Origin of the sequence: Corynebacterium cystitidis, assembly GCF_900187295.1 — a bacterium.
Classification (GTDB): Bacteria; Actinomycetota; Actinomycetes; order Mycobacteriales; family Mycobacteriaceae; genus Corynebacterium; species Corynebacterium cystitidis.
Genome location: NZ_LT906473.1, coordinates 1,613,579 through 1,632,320 on the forward strand (window position 1 = coordinate 1,613,579; position 18,742 = coordinate 1,632,320).

Genomic DNA, 18,742 nt, shown 5'->3' on the forward strand with positions numbered 1-18,742 from the left:
CATGGGCAGGGTATTTTTAGCCGCGTACTTACTACTGGTTGTCTTGTTCTATTTCGCAATGATGGTAGTAGCCCTGTTTAAAACGAACCGAAATCGCCGATTCGAGCGTTCACTAGACTTAGTTTCAAATAGCGACTTTTACAACCTCGGCGTTTCTATCCTGGTACCCGCCTATAACGAAGAAACCGGCATTATCCACAATGTGTCTTCATTGTTAAATCTGGATTACCATAACTTTGAAATTCTCGTAGTAAACGACGGGTCGACGGATTCAACCTCGAGTTTATTGATTGAACATTTTGACATGGAACTGGTACCAACCCCACACCCCGCAGCACATCTGCACACTCAGAATGTACGCGACGTATACGTATCTAAAATATTTCGCAATTTGAAGCTGATTAACAAACACAATGGTGGTAAGGCAGATGCGCTGAACTGTGGAATAAATTTCTCCGCGATGGACTATGTATGCACAGTCGACGGTGACTCAGTTCTAGAAAAAGATTCACTTAAGAAAGTGATGCGCCCCTTCATTCTGGACGGTCAGCAAGTAGCCGCAGCCGGAGGATCAGTCGAGCTTATTAACGAGAATCAAGTCGAGTACGGTGTCCCCGATAAGCAAGTAGAGTTTTCTTCTAACCCGTTGGTGGCCATCCAATCCATTGAGTATTATCGCTCTTTTCTAATCGGGCGAGTCGCTTTGAGCCAGCAAAACTGGATGTTAATCTGCTCCGGCGCGTTTACCGTGTTTGATAAGGATTTAATTGTCCGTTATGGGGGTCTCGCCACCGATGTTATCGGTGAGGACATGGAGATAGTGGTTCGACTCCAGAAGCAAATGGTGAACGATAACGTCGGTAAGCGTATCGTGCACGTTCCCGACGCAATTTGCTATACCGAAGCGCCGGAGTCTCTCCGTGTGTTGCGACGTCAACGTCGACGTTGGCACCAGGGACTGCTGGAAAGCTTGTGGCGGCATAAGGAAGTCACGTTGAACCCGCGCTATGGTTCGCTTGGGTTAGTAGCCTTTCCCTATTTCATTTTGGCGGAAGCCTTGATTCCTCTCGTTGAATTATTCGGCTTCGCCTACTTGGTGGCTGGATTTTTCGCTGGTCAGGTGTTTTTGGAATTTTCCTTGACACTACTGGTATTCTCTCTGCTTTACTCCGGCTTGATGAGCATGATCGCTGTTATGCTCAATGCTTGGCAGCAAGGAAAATACCCAGATCTGTCTGAGATCACCTATGTACTGGGTCTTTCTTTTACGGAATTCTTTTGGTATAAGCCGCTGATGCTGTTTTGGCGCTTGGAAGGGTTTTACCGGTTCTTTACCAATCGCAGTGACTGGGGGGCTATGGAGCGTATGGGATTCACGGAGGCGAAGCAGGAGATAGCTTCATGAAAAAAATATTGTCTTTAATAGCTGTCGCCTCGCTATTTTTCATGATTCCCGTATTGGTTTGGAGTGTAAAAAGCGGTTATTTTGACCGTTCTTTGGTGCTTGATAACCGTTTGGAGGGCGCACCTCAAAGCAATGGTGCCGAATACTTCTTCGAGTACGCCAAGGCTGACCCGTTAGTAACGTCGGCGCAACACCTGGATTATGGCATCGACGAGATGAAGGAATTCGACACGATCTTTATCTCGACCGAAGATGGGTTCAAAACAACTATAGACCAGTGGAACAAGGTCAAGATGAATATCGACCAGAACCAGCCAAACCTCTTGTTTGCGGAGTATGGCGTGATCCACAACGCTGAGTCGGGTGAACTATCACAGCTCATCTCACAGGACCTCGGAGTCGAGTCAACAAACTGGGCCGGAATGTTCGTATCCGACCTTTCCGATACGGCTAACCCGGCTATCCCCGAGAAAGTGTTCGAGAATGTGAATGGTCCATGGACATATTCAGGACCAGGCTTGATTCTCAACAATAGTAATGAAGAACGCGCCGCCGTCATCGAATTACTTTCCGACGGCGAAGAAATCTCTAAAGATGATTTCTTCAGTCTCCGAAGTACTGATTACGGCAAACAACGCGGATTCGACGACTTAGAAGCAACTTATGAAGGATTGTGGTTCGATATCACAGAGCCAATGAAGGGCACAGAGGTTCTTTACAATTTCGACGTTGAACTTCACGACGAAGCAAAGGCCACCTTCAGTGAGCTCAATTTGCCAATGACGCTTCCGGCGGTGACTGTGGTTCGTGATGGCCCTTCGCAGCGCCTGTATCTAGCTGGAACTTTTAGCCAGGCGGAGGCAATTCCAGAAATCTACCAGGTACAGGGGATTCATCGCCTGTATGCGGCTATCGAGAGGTTTAGCTCTAGTAGCTTTTATTGGAACTCATTCTTCCCCATTATGCAGCGCAGCTTAGAGTTGCATCAAGCGTTCACTGAGAGTATCGGCGAAAGCCCCGACTCTGATACGGAGCTGACGGCCATTTCGTATCCAGCTCGCGTCGGCCGGGACAACGACAGGATTGAGATTAAAGTTGGCGATAGGTTCGAACCGCTGCTAATAAAGGGCGTGAATATCGGCATGGCTAAACCTGGTTACTTCCCAGGTGAAGCAGCGATTACCGAAGAGGAGTACTACCAGTGGTTCGTTGATATTGGAAAAATGAATGCCAATGCCGTGCGTGTTTATACCCTTCACCCTCCGGGCTTTTACAGAGCGCTGGCACGATACAATGCGGAGCACGATCAGAATATCTATGTGCTTCACGGCGTATGGATTAATGAGGAGTGGATTACCGGAGACGCCGATGCGTTCCATGAGGAAGCAGTAGATGGCTTCCAAAGGGAAATTCGTGACGTTGTTGACGCGTTACATGGTAACGCACTTGTCCCTCATGTTCCGGGCCACGCGTCTGGAGTCTACGTCACGGACGTGTCCGATTATATAATCGGATGGATTTTGGGCACGGAGTGGGATCCCTTTATGGTACAGGGCACGGATGAGAAACATTCCGGCATCGGGCAGTACAACGGCACCTACTATTCCACAACGGATGCCAGCCCTTTCGAGCACTGGCTAGCCCTGCAAATGGATTACACGACAACCTATGAAGCGGAGAATTATAAAGTGGTTCGCCCGATGAGCTTTACTAACTGGGTTACCACAGACATTTTGCACCACCCTTCAGATAATTCAAATCAGGAGGATATTTCTGAAGTCGACCCAAACTCGATCCATGCCGAAGGAATTATGACAGAGGTAGGCCAATTCGCGTCGTACCACATTTACCCGTATTATCCAGACTTTTTGCAGATGGATCAAAAATACGTGACGGCGAATGACTGGCGTGGAGAGCCGAATACTTATTTCGCATATCTGGAAGAGTTACGCAGCGTCCATGAGATGCCTGTACTCGTGGCAGAATTTGGTATTCCTACTTCTCGTGGACGTACCCATACTGGCCCCATGGGTATGCACCAAGGCGCGGTAACTGAACAACACCAGGGAGAGTTCATCCAGCGTATGTTCGAAGATATCCTTGAGGCCGACTATATGGGAGGGTTGGTGTTCACCTGGCAAGACGAGTGGTTTAAGCGAACGTGGAACACGATGGATTTTGACAACCCAGACCGGCGTCCGTTCTGGTCGAATGCCCAAACCAGTGAGCAACAGTTCGGCCTGCTTAGTTTTGACAACCTCAAGGTGAAGGTCGATGGCGATACTGGCGAATGGGAAAACGAGCCGATATACGAAGCCGAATCTGCCGACGCCCCTCTTCGGGCAGCCTACGTAGACCATGATGAACGCTATCTCTTTCTCCGCTTTGATTTCAATGCTCCCGTTTCTGGGGGAGCATACCCGGTCGCTCTTATCGACACTATTCAAGAACAAGGCAACCACCAGATCAATGCTTATGGAATCACAAGTAGTACTGCAGCGGATTTCTTGATGTCTCTTGAACCAGGTAATGAGGCAGTTCACGTCGATGCTTACTACGACGTTCACGCCTATCTTTATGGCTACCTCTACGGGTTTATTCCATTTCCGGACGAATTGCCCCTTAAGAATAGCGGTCACTTCGTACCAATTAAATACGTACTTAACCAGCAAATGTTTAACCCTGAGACGGGTGAAACGACCCCATTTGAAGAGTACGAAACTGGCCGTCTGCTCGAAGGAAACGGCAACCCCGATGCTGACGACTACAATTCGCTCACTGACTTTTCTTGGTCGGAGGATCGAACTTCAGTAGAGGTGCGCATCCCCTGGCTCCTGCTTAGCTTCAAGGATCCATCGCGAAAGGAAATTACGTCTGACTTTATCACTAGCGGTTCAATTTATGACGGTGAGCATATAGATGATATCGGTTTAAGCTTCATGTTCATTGAAGGGAATGCTCCTACACAAACTATGCCGGAAACTGATACAACAACGTTCACGATGGCTCCGATGCGTCGCTACACCTGGGAAAACTGGGATCGTATCGAGGGAACCCCGAGGCTGAAGCAATCATATTTCCACCTGCAGGACTACTTCGCCGTAATTGATTAAGGTGCCTGCTTCTTCTCAGCAGATACGAGCGTTAAAAATGTTCACCGTTGCCTTCCGGTAGGCGCAGGTCGAAGCTGGTGCATCTCTTCACAATGGGATCCTACTGCGCCAACCGATCACACATGAGAGTGTCTATAGTCATGGTGTGGCCCAGCAGCGTACGAGCCAGTATGGACTCGGTCAGATTTGAGCTTTTCCGATTAGCCATTACCAGGACGAAGAACCGCCACCACCAGAAAAGCCAGAACTGAAGGAGGTATTTGCCGAGGCTTGAGCGGACTGGTGTGCTGCCACGTCTGCATCGTGCCACCTGGACAGCATGAAAAACGGCACATAGTTATTCACGCCAGTACCCACGCGGTAATCACTTTCATACAGTCGAGGGGCCACACGCTCAGTTTCACGGTCAACGTCGCTGAACTCCTGCTGATCAACCGCGGTCAACACAATAGCTACGTCGCTGAGCAAAACAGCAAACCGGTCAAGGAAATCATCCGAGTGCAAATCCCGGCGCAACTCGTCGACCTGCGTGATCTGCTCTGTTACGCGCTGACGCAACGAATCAGACTTCACCGAAGTTTCGGCATCGACAAGGTCCTTCTTCAGGTCATCAAGAATCTCCAGGCGCGCTCCGGCATCACCATGCTCAACCTTGTACAACGTTTCGATGTTCTCCTCCGCCGTGATGACCTGGAGGGTAGTTTCCTCCGCTGTGTTGAGCTCTTCGTAATGTTCATGGAAAGTATCATCATCAGAGCTGGCCTGCAGGCCGCGGAACGACTGCACAGTGGCATCCAATTCCAAGAATCGGTCGCGCACATCCGTCCACTCGGCACGCATCTTCGAATTCGCCAGCGGCGACGTCAAAGAATGGGCCCGCACATCAATTGCGTCCAGTCTGTGGGCCGTATCAGCGTAATGCTCCATCACGTATGCGTAGTCGCCGCGTGCTTCGTCGATACGTGCTTGGCGCTTCTTGCGCCGGGCGTACCACACAGTGCCGCCGATACCGACTGCCAGAATGCCTGCGCCCACACCCAAGCCAATCCCCACGTTGCGGTCCGCTTCCTGCTGCCGTTCATGGTCGCGCGCGGCTGCCTCCATGTCTCCCGCATGGCGTACACTGGCCAGCATCGCCGTGGCTATCTGGCCATCACGCAGGTAATCTTTAGCAGCGTTGATGGAGCCGTCAAGGTGCGCACCCTGACGGATATCCAGTGCCTCGCACACGTCCTCACCGCAGTACACGCCATTCATGCGGGGACCAAAACCTACGGAAACGATGAGGTGACCATCAGCGAAGTGGTCATCATCCGGGGCAATCAAATCCGGCCGGTGTTCGCGCGCAAACTCCTCCACCGTATCGTTCAGGTTCTCGTCGTTGGTGCCAAAAAGCAGGTAATCAACCTGGTCAACCACATCCGGCAAGCCCTGGTTGGCGGTTTCGTCGTAAAGGCGCTGCCGATCGCCAGGGTGCAGCATGCCATCGGCGTCCTCGACAGTGACGGCCGGACCGGACTGCGCCCAGGCTGCGGCCGGGCTGGAGACGATGAGGACGGCGGACGCTGCGGCAAGTGCGAGAGGTTTCATAGTTGCGAGGGTAGCAACATCGCCTCGATCACGCGGGCCGGGCCAGGACGGATTACGCCGGGCCCCGTTCCCACAAGGCAGTACGCGAGATCCGGCTCGCTACGACGGCCTTTCAACATCGCGTTAAGGTACGGGTACAGCGGGGGTAGATCTGGGTGCGCGCGCGTAAATGCCGTTTCTAGGCCACGCGCAAAACGGCCGGAAAAGGCACGAGTGCTTATCGATGCTCCACCGGCGCTCAGAAGTGCACGGTTCGACGGGGTGGTGCCAGCCTCATCGGCAAGCAAAAAGGCGGAACCGCACACCACGCTTTGCGCTCCATGCTCCAACAAGGTGGCGATGTCAGCACTATTACGAGCACCACCAGCGGCGATAAGTGGGACTGTGGTTACAGCGCCTATCGCTGTCAGTAACTCGGGCAGGGGACGCTGATCTGGGATTTCGGCAATGCTCCATGTGCCACGGTGTCCGCCAGCCTTTGGCCCCTGAACTATCAGCCGGTCAATGCCGCGCTGCGTGGCGCGACGTGCGTCGTAAGCGTTTGTAACGGTAGCCCACGCCTCGACCCCACGGTCGTGCAGAGCGGTGATGTGCTTCTCGGTGAAGCAGCCGAACATCGACGACACCACGGCAGGGCCGTGTCCAGCGTCGATAGCGTCCATTACTGCGGCAAACTTCGCGTCATAACCATTGCTTAAATCCACGGTAGGCACTTCAACACCAAGATGATCTGCCATGTGTTGTACGTCATCCGGGCTCGGTTCTTCCTGCTGTGGCATGAAAAGATTCACACCATACTCGGTGCGTGCACGTTTCATCTGTGAGCGTGCCTCGTCGACCCTGCACGTGCCGAAAGCCAGAAAACCGAAACCCACAGCGTTAACGAGCTCTGGAGTGCTGGGGCCACCAGCCATCGGCGCCACGAGGACGGGTGGGAGTTGGAAAACCATGGCGCCAGTGTAGGTCATGGGATAATTGAGCAATGTTTAACTTTTTCAAAAAACTCCTCTCGTCCCAGCCTGCGCCCGCACCTGTGTCCCCACTTGAAAGAGTACAAGCCGAGTGGCTGGTGGTGGGTCTGGGCAACCCTGGCAGCAAGTATGCTTCCACCAGGCACAACGTGGGCTACATGGCAGTAGACAAGCTACTTTCCGACGAATCCCTTCAACCGGTACCAGGGATGAAAGCGAAGGTTGCGGTACGCGACAACGTGGCGTACATGATCGCGACGACGTTTATGAACAACTCCGGTGAAGGCGTAGCACCCGTGGCCACCGCGCTGGGCATCACCCCGGATCATGTCATTGCAGTGCATGATGAGCTCGATTTGCAACCTGGGGCCGTGCGCCTCAAACTAGGCGGTAATGAAAATGGCCATAACGGGTTGAAATCTCTCACCGAGCACCTAGGAACACGCGACTACCTGCGCGTCCGGATCGGGATTGGGCGCCCCGATGCTGGGCAGAAAATTCCAGACTGGGTGCTCAGCCCGATCACTGATGGGCCAGAGTTTGATGCGCAAATTACTCTCGCTGCTGAAGCGGTTACGTTGATCACTACCCAGGGACTGGCCAAGGCTCAAAATGAGGTGCATTCGCGACCTTAAGGATTAAATTTTCTTCACCTCAGTTTTATATTCGCTTCATACTCACTGACCAGCGCTTTTATGAATTTTCGGTGAATTTTCTGGCCATTGCCCAGGCTTCCATACTGTGTTTAAGTCCTAAGTGAGCCCAGGAAACCACCTGGAGCACACTACCGAGACACTGAGTTTGATTGGAGCCAAACAATGAACATTCAAGCAATTATCGCCGCCGCCATGGCGGCTCTGGGAGTTTTCGCAGGCGGTGTCGGCTCGTCTGTTCCAGCAATTGCACCAATCGTGAGCCAGATCGATGACTGGTTCGACATCGATGACTGGTTCGGTGACGACTGGGACGATGATTGGGACGATGACTGGGATGACTAATCCCTCACACGTTCTGACAAGCTCACCAGTGTAAACGCCCGGCTCCTTCCTCCTGCATTTAGGAAGGGGCCGGGCATTTTTGTTTGCTCTCCTCGGCCAGCGCTATTTACCTAGCTGGTGAACGAGGCGCTCGGTCTCGTTGAGAATGTTTTCCAGTTCTTCTCCACGACGCTCATTGGGTGTGACGTTGCCTTGGTCATCGAACTCGGTGAACATAGACAGGTCGATCTGGTTGCGCACATCAACCATCTGGAAGTTCGACACGATGGTGCGCCAGTGTTCCACAGCACGCACCGCGCCAACGGAGCCGTAACCGACGAAAGCGACAACTTTGCCCGCCCACTCTGGGCCAAGTACATCAAACGCGTTTTTCATTGCGCCCGGAACAGAGTGATTGTACTCAGGGGTGACAAAAATGTAGCCGTCGCACTCATCGATAGCCTGAGACCAGCGCGTGATATTTTCGTTGTCGTACTGCTTATTCGCTGCGCCAGGAACCTGGGCCACGTCCAGCAGTGGGACGTTAAATTCCTTAAGGTCGAGCACCTTATAATCAGCGCCCGCGCGCTTTGCTGCAGCGTCTGCGACCCACTTGCCAACAGACTCGCCCAAACGCCCTTCGCGGATGGATCCGATAATTATGCCAATGGTTGCCACTACACATTCTCCTTTGTTGACACGTATTCAACTTTGACTAGCTATGATACACACTTCTTACCTTTCAACACCGGTAGCCCCCTCAGCCCGGCTGGGGATTTCCTGGGCGTAGCGACTAGTCTTAACCCCTATGAGTACGCTTTCGGAAGCCAAACGGCGGCGCACCTTCGCTGTCATCGCCCACCCTGACGCCGGTAAGTCCACCCTGACCGAGGCGTTGGCGCTGCATGCGCACGTTATTTCAGAGGCTGGCGCGACGCACGGCAAAGGCAACCGCAAGGCAACCGTCTCCGACTGGATGGAGATGGAGAAAGATCGCGGCATCTCGATTGCATCGTCCGCGTTGCAGTTCGAGTACCAGCCCGAAGGTTATGAGGGCGAGCCCTACGTGATTAATCTCGTCGATACGCCTGGCCACGCTGACTTTTCCGAAGACACTTACCGCGTGCTTTCCGCCGTGGACGCCGCGGTCATGCTGATCGACGCTGCGAAGGGCCTCGAGCCGCAAACGCTGAAGCTGTTCCGCGTGTGTAAGGCGCGTGGCCTGCCGATCATCACCGTAATCAACAAGTGGGACCGCATCGGCCGCGAGCCGCTCGACCTAGTAGAAGAGATCGTCACCGAGATCGACCTGCAGCCTACCCCCTTGTACTGGCCTGTAGGAGAAGCTGGAGACTTCCGCGGATTAGCACACGTCGATGATAACGGCGAGGTTGATAACTATGTGCACTTCACCCGCACCGCCGGAGGTTCCACTATCGCTCCGGAAACTTTCTACTCTCCCGACGAAGCCGAAGCGAAGGAAGGCGACGCATGGGAGACCGCTGTGATGGAGGCAGAGCTACTCGCCGGTGACGGTGCAGTACACGACCAGCAGATGTTCGAGCAGTGCATCACCTCGCCGCTCATCTTTGCTTCCGCCATGCTCAACTTCGGCGTACACCAGATCCTGGACACCTTATGTGCGATCGCGCCCGCTCCCGAGGGGCGCGCATCTGATCCGAAGGCGGTGGAAGCGTCGACAAGCGCGATGGACAGATTCCGCGAGCTTGACGACGAGTTCTCCGGCGTGGTCTTTAAGGTCCAGGCTGGTATGGACAAATCGCACCGCGACACCCTGGCGTTTATGCGCGTGGTCTCCGGCGAGTTTGACCGTGGAATGCAAGTCACGCATGCCCAATCGGAACGAAGCTTTTCCACGAAGTACGCGCTGACTGTCTTCGGCCGAACGCGTGACACCGTCGAGACCGCCTACCCAGGCGACATCATCGGTTTGGTCAACGCAGGCTCACTGGCGCCCGGCGATACCATTTACGCGGGTAAGAAAGTGCAATTCCCGCCGATGCCACAGTTCGCGCCCGAATACTTCCAGACGCTGCGTGCGAAGAGTCTGGGCAAGTACAAGCAATTCCGCAAGGCACTCGAGCAGTTGGATGCCGAGGGCGTGGTGCAGATCCTGCGCAACGATCTGCGTGGTGACGCAGCCCCAGTGATGGCGGCGGTGGGCCCGATGCAGTTCGAGGTGATGCAGGCCCGGATGGAAAACGAATACAACGTGGAAACAGTGACTGAGTCGGTCCCCTACTCGGTGGCACGACGCACGGATGCTGAATCTGCCGACGAGCTGGGCCGCCAGCGTGGTGTGGAAATTTTCACGCGGACCGATGGCGAACTCATTGCCTTATTCGGCGATAAGTGGAAGCTGGCGTTCATTGAGCGTGAGCACCCAGAACTCACCATGGAACCACTCGTCGCCGACTAATACTGGCTAGCGCCGGCGGTCGGCCGCAAGGAATTCAATCCAGGCAGGCCATTCGCGTTGTGTCTGCTCCCGGCCAAGCTGGTAGGCGGCTTCGAGCTTGTCGACGCGCCGCTCACCTACGTTAACGGGCATGGTATCGGGGAAGAACACCTGCGCTTTGCCCTGCTGCTCCAGATCGAGGATTCGCCTTTTTGCGGCGTTGTAGCGCTGTGGCCTTGTGATCTGGGCTTGCGCTACCGCCGGGTAGGTGCGGTAGAGTCGTCGTAAAGCCTCTGGGCGGCGCACCGCAGGCTTCCAGTAACTGCGCGGACGCGACGCAATGACGAGGAACTTCTCGTAGCCTGCCTGCTCGGCGGCGTCGATGAGCAAGCCTCCAGAGTTACCCAAGGCACCATCGACGTAGGGCACCTCGTCAATCTGGCGGATCGGCATCATCAGCGGCAACGTAGACGAGGCGCGCACCATTGCCAGTACGTCTTCGCGCTCGGCCATATTGGCGCGCGTCCATGAGACTGTCTCACCGTTGTCGGCGCGACAGGCATCAACGTGCACCTCGCAGGGGTTGGATCGGAACGTGTCCCAGTCGAAAGGCAGGGCTTGCTCGGAGTTTTCGTAAATAAACTCCGCGTTGAAATAGCCCGTGCCCCGGAACAGGGATTGCCAACCTCCAAACTCAGGGTGCGTGGCAAAGGTGGTGAACGACGCTTTCGCTCGGTGTGCGTCGCGAGAAACATAGTTGGACAGGTGCGAAGCTCCCGCAGAGACTCCACCCACCCAGCCAAACCGCACGTCATTTTCAATCAGCGCAACAATGCAGGCAGCCGTGTAAGAATTGCGCATTCCCCCGCCCTCAAGAACGAGGGCAGTATCAGTAGCGTCGATCATGTCAAGCTACTATACCCGCGTGCCAGCGAGGTGAGCTGGCTACCGCCCTGTTTCGTCGACACGCGTCATGGCAGACTAAGATCAGGAAAAACTCGCCGTCGGGCGGGTGCCCAAGATAAACAATAAACGCCAATCAACGACGACGAACTCAGTGGTGACGCCCTCATGTTGGACGATTTTCGCAGTTTCCTGAACGAAGCCGAGCACGTAGGAATAAAGGTCGCCCTCACGGTAGCCGTTATCGGTCTCGTGTGGCTCTTGCGGCGCAGCACTCGCTTTATCGTGCGCAAGATCACCACGAAAGAGGCGAAGGTAGTATCCATTTCGCGAATCTTTACCGCGATACTTGCTGTTTTAGCTGTCGTGTCGATCCTTCTCATTTGGTTCTCTCCGACCAACGCCGTGGTGATCGTCGCACTTCTTGTGGCCATCATTGTGTTCGTGGCAATGAAGGATTTGGTCACAAACGTTTTCGCGTTCATGTATATCTCGGGCCAATCTCCCTTTCAGGTCGGCGACCGCATAGAGGTCGGCGAGACCCGCGGACAGGTGTACAGCATTGGCGTGTTTTCATTTCAAGTCAATGAAGTTGCCGGGTGGCTATCCACCGCAACACCAACGGGCCGGATTGTCACCATCCCCAACTCGATGATCTTTAGCTCCGCATATGCTGTGACCAAGAGTGACTTTCCGTACGTGTGGACCGAGATTGAGCTTCCTATCAATCACGGCGACAACATAGAAAAGGCCAAGGACATCCTGCTTGCAGCAGGCGAGCGCGAGCTAGATTTCCTTATCGCATCGGCCAACGAAGATGTTGGCGAAGACACTCCGGATGAAGAGAAGGTCACCCGCGAGAATCTTGAAGAGAGAGCAGCAGTCTTCGATGACTCCAGCGTGACCCCGTCAGTCACGCTCGACATGGATGGTACTGGCATCTACCTCACTCTGCGGTTCCTGTGTCATGACACGGCAATGGGTGCGGCCAAAACTCGAGTATGGCGCGATGTTTATTACCGCGTGAAAGACGTTGATGACGTGCAGTTCTCACCGAACACGGTAGAGATCACGTCTTCTCGAAAGTAATTTTCTGGGCAGGCGCGCAGCTGCTGGCGCTGCAAGCCTTATGTCTTGTGCCCATATTGTCGTGTGCCCATGTTTATAGCGTTTTCAAAAGCCCAACAATTGACAATCTATTGAAAATAAGCCATACTCTCCTTAGAGTTTCAATAAGCTTCCAATAACTACCCGAAGGAGTGCCACCATGACCACCGCTTGCATCACCCATACCGACCATGACCACGTCCACGGCCCAGACTGCGGACACGAAGCTATCCAGCACCACGACCACGTGGACTACATCCACGACGGCCACTTCCACCGCGAACACGATGGACACTGGGACGAGTGCGAAACCGGCGAGCACATCGTCCACGCGGATCATGACCATGTCCACGGCCCAGACTGCGGACATGAAGCGGTTCAGCACGGCGACCACGTGGATTACATCCACGACGGCCACCGCCACGCCGCCCACGGCGACCACTACGACTGCCACTAGTTTTTCCTCGCTTGAAAGCCCGGGATACAGTGCTATCCATGGCTTTCAAGCGCTTTTTGTGGCTGCCCTTAACCGCCATTGTGATCACGGTGGCGGTTGTTGGCTTGGTGTGGCTTGCCACCGCAGGCAGTCCGCCGGAGCAGAACCCGGACGCGCCACCGGCTTCGTCGGAAAGCGTCCCACCGGCTGCAGACACACGTGCCGACGGCGACACCACCGCCGATATAGAAACGCTTGCCCGGCAGAAGCTCTCCGAACTCGAAGTCAAAGGCAAGGCGGGCAGTGGCGGCTACTCGCGCGAGGCGTTCGGCGCTGAGTGGACAAATAACCATGGCCTCAACGTGATTGACGGAGCATGCGACACCCGGAACACCGTGCTTGCACAGCGCGCCAACTACCTCGCGCTTGACGACGACGGGTGTACCGTCACCTGGGGCGTGATCTTCGACCCATACTCAGGTACCACGGTGGATTTCAACCGCGGAGACGGCACAATAGAAGTCGATCACGTCGTGAGCCTGTCCAACGCATGGAACACTGGGGCGTTTACGTGGGATGAGCACACCCGGCGCGAATTTGCCCACGACCCTAACAATCTCATCCCCACACTAACTGAGCTCAACCGACAGAAAGGCGCTGGTGACGCCGCGACCTGGCTACCGCCTAACAAAACATACCGCTGCGAATTTGCAGCGACCCAAATCAGCATCAAACATGATTATGGGCTGTGGGTGACACCAGCGGAACGAGACGCTTTGCTGCGCCAGCTCGACACCTGTTCTTAGCAAGAGCAGCACCTAAAGGGTTATTCGTCGACACGCGCATCCTTTTTAATTTCGCGGGCCGCGGCCTCAAGGTCTTGCTGCGTGGTTGCGTACTTTAGCGCAGCCTTGCTCGATCGTGGCGGTGCCTGAATGGTGCGCTCAGAAGCATAGCCCTGCTGCAGTTCTTTCACGCGCAGGATCTCTGCATCAATCTTGACACCAAGAATCAACACGATATTCATCACCCATAAGGCGATCAGCGCTGCGACAACTGTACCGAGCACGCCGTAGGCCGAAGCACCCGCGAACAAAGACAGATACTGCCCAAACAACCACCACACAAGCCCGATCATCACCAGCGCCGTGGCGGAGCCAAAAGTAAGCCAACGGAACTTCTGCGGGCGCACATTAGGCGCAAAGTAGTACAGGTTGGCAATCAAGATCATGCCCACCAAGGCGATCACGGGAAAGCGCAGCCACTGCCACACGGGAAGAAATATGCTCACGAGATAATCGACGGTTCCGGTCAGCCCCAACGGCTCCGCAACGGGTTCCAGCACGTTGACCACGATGGATTCGCGCAGCAAGAATGCGCCGAGCATGAACACCCCACCGATCACGATGATGATGGTAAGCCCCCACATCGTCAGCCAGGTTGGCACTACAGTGCGGCCTTCAACACGCCCGTACACAGTATTGGCAGTGCGGGCGAAAGCGCGCACATAGGCCGACGAGGACAACAGAGAGAACACGATGGAGAAAATTAAGGCGGCAGTACCTTGTGCCGTGGAACCCACCACGGCGTTGACCGCATTACGCACGGTGTCAGCGATCTCCTCGGGCACGTAGCCCGCGATGAGCTCCTCGGTCAGTTGGTTAACTTCTGCCTCGTTACGCGCGAGCACGAGTGTGGCCACAGAATAGGCTGCTAACACCGTGGGTGCGAAGGTGAGCAGCATAAAAAACGTCAGCACTGCACCGCGGTCCATCAGCGCGTCGAGGAAAAAGTCACTCCAGGTACGGCGCAGGACCAACTTCCAGCCCTTGCGCGTAATCCGATTGCCACGTTCCAGTGGGTTGCGAGGTTTATTGCCGTGTGCCAGGGGTTGAGCATGGCTTCCGCCGAGAGGGACAATGAAGTCTGCGGCGGTCGATGTTCCCTTCGATTCGGGAGAAAGGTGGGTGCTATCCGGCTGCTCGTCCATATTTTTTTACACTACCGGTAGATACGTGCCTGGTAGATACGTGCCTGGCCTAAGCTGAGATTATGAAGGTCGAGGACATCACCCCAACCATGACAAAACACTAATGCTTCCAGTGTGTTGTTCAAAGCCAGCCCGTGGCCAGAGGTTTGCTGAACTGGGCGCTAGTTCTCACCTAACGGCCGACTAAAGGTGACGCGTCACTTTTGTTTTGGGGGTTAGGATAACCGCCATGGGATTTTTAGATTCAATCCGTTTACTTCTTGGCGCCGAGACGCTACCTCGGCTTGTTGGCTATCCCGATGAACTTGCCATGACCGAGGTGGACACCCTCGAAGTTCATACAGCGCACATCACGCCGGACACGAAGGACATCCTTGTGATTGTCACGCTGGACGCACGGGCTTTCCGTCTCGCAAAAAACACCACTGAACCATTGCGCATGACTTGCGGAGACAATCGTGCCGTGACTTGGATCCCCGTACGCCGGCACGCCATCCCCGCTCTCGATCCGACGGTGGGGTGGATCATCCCTCTGACTGATGCCACGCGCGCGGAACTCAGCGGGCTTGCCGACGACACCACCGAAGTTGAACTTAATACGGTCAACGTGGGAATAGTGGTCACCTGAAATTCACTTGGGGCAGCGGGCGAACAGGCGCCAGACAGAGTACGGTGGATAGGCAGCGTTGTTCATCGACGTATTTTTCTTAATCACTGAAATAATTTGGAGTTTTTAGAGTGAAGATCGCAATTTTGGGTGGCGACGGTTTCTGTGGCTGGCCAGCATCTCTGCACCTTTCAGACGCGGGACACGAGATCACTATCGTAGACAACCTCTCCCGTCGCGCTATCGACGAGGAACTGGGCGCTGAATCTCTGACTCCGATTCGTCCCATTGAAGAACGCATCGAAGCGTGGAAAGAAGTCTCTGGCAAGGAGATGGACTTCAAAAACTTCAATGTGGCGGAAGAGTACGACGAGCTGCTTGACTTTCTGAAGACCTGGCAGCCGGACGTTGTCGTCCACTTCGCGGAGCAGCGCGCTGCACCGTACTCGATGAAGAACTCGCGCAACAAGCGCTACACGGTAGACAATAACACCAACGCCACCCACAATCTGCTGGCCGCCATCGTGGATTCCGGCCTCGACATCCACATCGTTCACCTGGGTACCATGGGTGTTTATGGTTATGGCACCGCTGGCATGAAGATCCCCGAGGGCTACCTGGACATCAAGGTAGAGGTCGACGAGGACGAGCACGGCACCAAGACTGAGCCACACCTGATCGATCAGCAGATCCTCTACCCCACTAACCCCGGCTCGATTTATCACATGACCAAGGTGCTGGACCAGACGCTGTTTGCGTACTACGCCAAAAATGATGAGCTCCGCATCACTGATCTGCACCAGGGCATCATCTGGGGTACCCACACCCCGCAGACGCAGCGCGACGAACGCTTGATTAACCGCTTCGACTACGACGGCGACTACGGCACTGTGCTCAACCGCTTCCTCATGCAGTCCGCAGTGGGCTACCCCCTGACTGTGCACGGCACTGGTGGACAAACCCGTGCGTTCATCCACATTCGCGACATGGTCAAGTGCGTCGAAATCGCTATTGATAACCCGCCTGCTAAGGGCGACCGTGTGAAGATCTTCAACCAGATGACTGAGACGCACCGCGTGCGCGACCTGGCTAACCTCATCGCCGAGATTTCGGGCGCACGGGTAGAAATGGTTCCCAACCCGCGGAAGGAGTCCGCTGAAAACGAGCTCCACGTAGTCAACGAAACTTTCCTGGACCTCGGGCTGAACCCGACGAAGCTTGCTGAAGGTCTCCTGCACGAGGTGGAAGAAGTAGCCCGCAAATACGCCGACCGCGCCGACCTGTCTAAGATCCCGGCCCGCTCCTTGTGGACGCGAAACCAGTCTGAGGGCGTTCCTCCGTCCATCGCCGAGGGCACGGCAGAAGCGTAGATGCCATGAAGATCTCCATGTTCACGGAGGTCTTTCTGCCAAAGATTGATGGCGTGGTTACTCGGGTGACCCGCCATCTTGATCAGTTGGCGGAACTGGGCCACGAAGTACAGCTTTTTGCACCCGGTAACCCTCCGAAAACTTACGCCGGCTTCGATGTACAGCGGGTTCGCGGGTTCTCTTTCAAACCGGTCTACCCTGAAATCACTGTAGGCCTGCCTACCCCGGCAATCGCCGAGCGGATGAAGGAGTTCCAGCCGGATATCGTCCACGCAGTCAATCCTGTGGCGCTGGCCGCGTATGGTGTGCTGTCTGCGCGCCGGCGCGATATTCCGCTGCTCGCCTCCTTCCACACGAATGTGCCCGAGTACACCGAGTCACTCAAGATCGGGTGGCTGCGCCAACCCGCCGCCTGGTGGATCCGCACCCTCCACAACGAGGCTGAGATCAATTTGGTCACCTCGGGGCCGATGCTGGATAAAGCCCGCGATTCCGGCATGCGCAATATCAAGTTGTGGCCCAAGGCTGTAGACACCGTAGGCTACACCCCAGACCGGTACTCGCACGAGATGCGCGACCGCATGTCCGGTGGCCACCCTGAAGCACCCCTGGTGGTCTACGTCGGACGGATGAGCTTAGAGAAGGATCTGGACCGGTTGGCTGGGATCATGACGCAACTGCGTGAAATCATCCCCGATGCCCGCCTTGCGATGGTGGGGTCCGGCCCGCAGATCGACGAGCTGAAGAACATGATGGATCCGGCGTGGACCACGTTTACCGGCTACATGTCCGGCGCCGAGCTGGCCCAAGCGTTTGCTTCAGGCGACGTGTTCGCTTTCCCCTCCACCACAGAGACTTTGGGCCTTGTCGCGCTTGAATCTTTCGCTTCGGGAGTCCCCGTCGTCGGCGCGCGCGCTGGTGGCATCCCGTTCGTTATCGACGAGGGTGAAACCGGCTTCCTCGTGGACCCGCAAGCGCCCGATTCCGTCTGGGCTGAGTGTCTCGCGCAGGTGCTTAACGACGACGGCCTGCGCCGCCTCGGCGCCAACGCGAGGGCCGAGGCCGAGCGCTGGAGCTGGCGGGCATCAACCGAGAAAGTGGTGGAGTACTATCAGGAAGCCATTGACTTGCATGCCCGCAGGCTGGTGAAAAAACGGAGATAAGTTGGATTTTCATGCAGAATTTTGGTCTTTTAGCAGCACGTATCCTCACTGCCAGTTACCTTATCGGCCTGGCTTTTCCTCGAACGCTTCGCTCATATAGATTCCTCCCGTACTCCGAGGTTGCTTATATTCTTCGTGGCGATTTCGGCTTCCTTGCGGGCATCGTGCCATGGATCTGTGTCATATTGGCAATTCTTCTCCTCATTGGGTTGGGCACACGCATGGTTGGTGGCTTGGCCTGGCTGCCCGTCGCACTGCTCGCGCTCTACGCGTTGAACTCCGGACCGGCAGGCGTTGCGTCCCTGTCTTTTGATCGGCTTACCATGTATGTCCTCCCGCCACTGGCGTTGCCCATCATCATCAGCATTCTTTTCATCTCCGTCGGTGGGGGTGATTGGGCGGTGGATCGATTTCTGAAGAAGAACCACAACACTGCGCAAGCCCAGAATTCCATAGCCCCACATCCCAGCTCGCCTACCACCGGTTTTAACCCACCTACGCAGCAGCATTACTATGGGCAACCTCCTCAGTTGCAGCATCCACCGGGTCCGCATCCGTAGAGGGCCACCTCTTTGAGTTTCATAATCAGGTTGGACAATCAGAGGTGGCCCACGTGCCCGGTCTTCACCCATGCTGAAAAACCGCTAATGTAAAAGTTGTTTTTCTCTTCCTAAACAGCACGATCCAATTA

General features: G+C 55.1%; 17 protein-coding genes. 12 read left to right on the forward strand and 5 right to left on the reverse strand.

The genetic code is table 11. The annotated features are described in order from the left end of the window. Position 1: 1 nt before the first annotated feature. Together CKV99_RS07595 and CKV99_RS07600 are read left to right on the forward strand one after the other, a co-directional pair. Positions 2 to 1,405 (forward strand): glycosyltransferase family 2 protein, encoded by a 1,404-nt coding sequence (locus tag CKV99_RS07595; protein WP_092258539.1) that lies wholly within the window; start codon positions 2 to 4, stop codon positions 1,403 to 1,405. Then, complete coding sequence (locus tag CKV99_RS07600) at positions 1,402 to 4,518, forward strand: hypothetical protein (RefSeq protein ID WP_092258542.1); 3,117 nt, start codon at positions 1,402 to 1,404, stop codon at positions 4,516 to 4,518. The genes CKV99_RS07595 and CKV99_RS07600 overlap by 4 nt, the downstream gene beginning before the upstream one ends. 207 nt (positions 4,519 to 4,725) lie before the next feature. Here the strand turns inward: CKV99_RS07600 and CKV99_RS07605 are convergent, their stop codons facing one another. Further along, positions 4,726 to 6,108 carry a DUF5129 domain-containing protein gene (locus CKV99_RS07605; RefSeq protein WP_092258546.1) on the reverse strand — a complete coding sequence of 461 codons (1,383 nt, stop codon included), beginning with the start codon at positions 6,106 to 6,108 and terminating at the stop codon, positions 4,726 to 4,728. Beyond that, the gene (locus tag CKV99_RS07610) at positions 6,105 to 7,058 is read right to left on the reverse strand and encodes an NAD(P)H-dependent flavin oxidoreductase (protein WP_092258809.1); all 954 of its coding nucleotides are present in this window, start codon (positions 7,056 to 7,058) and stop codon (positions 6,105 to 6,107) included. The genes CKV99_RS07605 and CKV99_RS07610 overlap by 4 nt, the downstream gene beginning before the upstream one ends. Positions 7,059 to 7,090: 32 nt before the next feature. On the opposite strand from CKV99_RS07610, the gene pth reads away from it, so the two are divergent. Next, positions 7,091 to 7,714 carry an aminoacyl-tRNA hydrolase gene (gene pth, locus CKV99_RS07615; protein ID WP_092258549.1) on the forward strand — a complete coding sequence of 208 codons (624 nt, stop codon included), beginning with the start codon at positions 7,091 to 7,093 and terminating at the stop codon, positions 7,712 to 7,714. Positions 7,715 to 7,897: 183 nt separating this feature from the next. After that, positions 7,898 to 8,077 carry a hypothetical protein gene (locus CKV99_RS07620; RefSeq protein ID WP_092258551.1) on the forward strand — a complete coding sequence of 60 codons (180 nt, stop codon included), beginning with the start codon at positions 7,898 to 7,900 and terminating at the stop codon, positions 8,075 to 8,077. Positions 8,078 to 8,179: 102 nt separating this feature from the next. Here CKV99_RS07620 and CKV99_RS07625 read toward each other — a convergent pair whose 3' ends face one another. Then, positions 8,180 to 8,734 carry an NADPH-dependent FMN reductase gene (locus CKV99_RS07625; protein WP_092258554.1) on the reverse strand — a complete coding sequence of 185 codons (555 nt, stop codon included), beginning with the start codon at positions 8,732 to 8,734 and terminating at the stop codon, positions 8,180 to 8,182. Positions 8,735 to 8,864: 130 nt separating this feature from the next. Between CKV99_RS07625 and CKV99_RS07630 the strand changes: the two genes are divergently transcribed. Next, the gene (locus CKV99_RS07630) at positions 8,865 to 10,496 is read left to right on the forward strand and encodes a peptide chain release factor 3 (protein ID WP_092258557.1); all 1,632 of its coding nucleotides are present in this window, start codon (positions 8,865 to 8,867) and stop codon (positions 10,494 to 10,496) included. A 6-nt stretch (positions 10,497 to 10,502) separates the two neighbouring features. Here CKV99_RS07630 and CKV99_RS07635 read toward each other — a convergent pair whose 3' ends face one another. Further along, a complete protein-coding gene (locus tag CKV99_RS07635; protein WP_092258560.1) occupies positions 10,503 to 11,381 on the reverse strand; it encodes a patatin-like phospholipase family protein in 879 nt (292 codons plus the stop codon). 165 nt (positions 11,382 to 11,546) lie between these two features. Here CKV99_RS07635 and CKV99_RS07640 point away from each other — a divergent pair, with 165 nt between their 5' ends. The 3 genes from CKV99_RS07640 to CKV99_RS07650 all read left to right on the forward strand — a co-directional run bounded on the left by CKV99_RS07640 (position 11,547) and on the right by CKV99_RS07650 (position 13,727). Beyond that, complete coding sequence (locus tag CKV99_RS07640) at positions 11,547 to 12,467, forward strand: mechanosensitive ion channel family protein (protein WP_092258563.1); 921 nt, start codon at positions 11,547 to 11,549, stop codon at positions 12,465 to 12,467. A 178-nt stretch (positions 12,468 to 12,645) separates the two neighbouring features. After that, complete coding sequence (locus tag CKV99_RS14755) at positions 12,646 to 12,942, forward strand: hypothetical protein (RefSeq protein ID WP_092258565.1); 297 nt, start codon at positions 12,646 to 12,648, stop codon at positions 12,940 to 12,942. Between the two features lie 38 nt (positions 12,943 to 12,980). Then, on the forward strand, positions 12,981 to 13,727 hold the full coding sequence (locus tag CKV99_RS07650; protein ID WP_092258568.1) for an HNH endonuclease family protein: 747 nt from the start codon (positions 12,981 to 12,983) through the stop codon (positions 13,725 to 13,727). A gap of 20 nt (positions 13,728 to 13,747) precedes the next feature. Here the strand turns inward: CKV99_RS07650 and CKV99_RS07655 are convergent, their stop codons facing one another. Beyond that, on the reverse strand, positions 13,748 to 14,911 hold the full coding sequence (locus CKV99_RS07655; protein WP_092258571.1) for a YihY/virulence factor BrkB family protein: 1,164 nt from the start codon (positions 14,909 to 14,911) through the stop codon (positions 13,748 to 13,750). A gap of 229 nt (positions 14,912 to 15,140) precedes the next feature. Between CKV99_RS07655 and CKV99_RS07660 the strand changes: the two genes are divergently transcribed. The 4 genes from CKV99_RS07660 (at position 15,141) to CKV99_RS07675 (ending at position 18,611) form a co-directional block, all read left to right on the forward strand. Continuing rightward, positions 15,141 to 15,539 carry a hypothetical protein gene (locus tag CKV99_RS07660; RefSeq protein ID WP_092258574.1) on the forward strand — a complete coding sequence of 133 codons (399 nt, stop codon included), beginning with the start codon at positions 15,141 to 15,143 and terminating at the stop codon, positions 15,537 to 15,539. Positions 15,540 to 15,649: 110 nt separating this feature from the next. Beyond that, the gene (locus CKV99_RS07665) at positions 15,650 to 16,888 is read left to right on the forward strand and encodes an NAD-dependent epimerase/dehydratase family protein (protein ID WP_092258577.1); all 1,239 of its coding nucleotides are present in this window, start codon (positions 15,650 to 15,652) and stop codon (positions 16,886 to 16,888) included. 5 nt (positions 16,889 to 16,893) lie between these two features. Continuing rightward, positions 16,894 to 18,051 (forward strand): glycosyltransferase family 4 protein, encoded by a 1,158-nt coding sequence (locus CKV99_RS07670; protein ID WP_092258580.1) that lies wholly within the window; start codon positions 16,894 to 16,896, stop codon positions 18,049 to 18,051. A gap of 11 nt (positions 18,052 to 18,062) precedes the next feature. Next, entirely contained in the window at positions 18,063 to 18,611 is a 549-nt protein-coding gene (locus CKV99_RS07675; protein WP_092258583.1) for a hypothetical protein, read from the forward strand. Positions 18,612 to 18,742 lie beyond the last annotated feature (131 nt).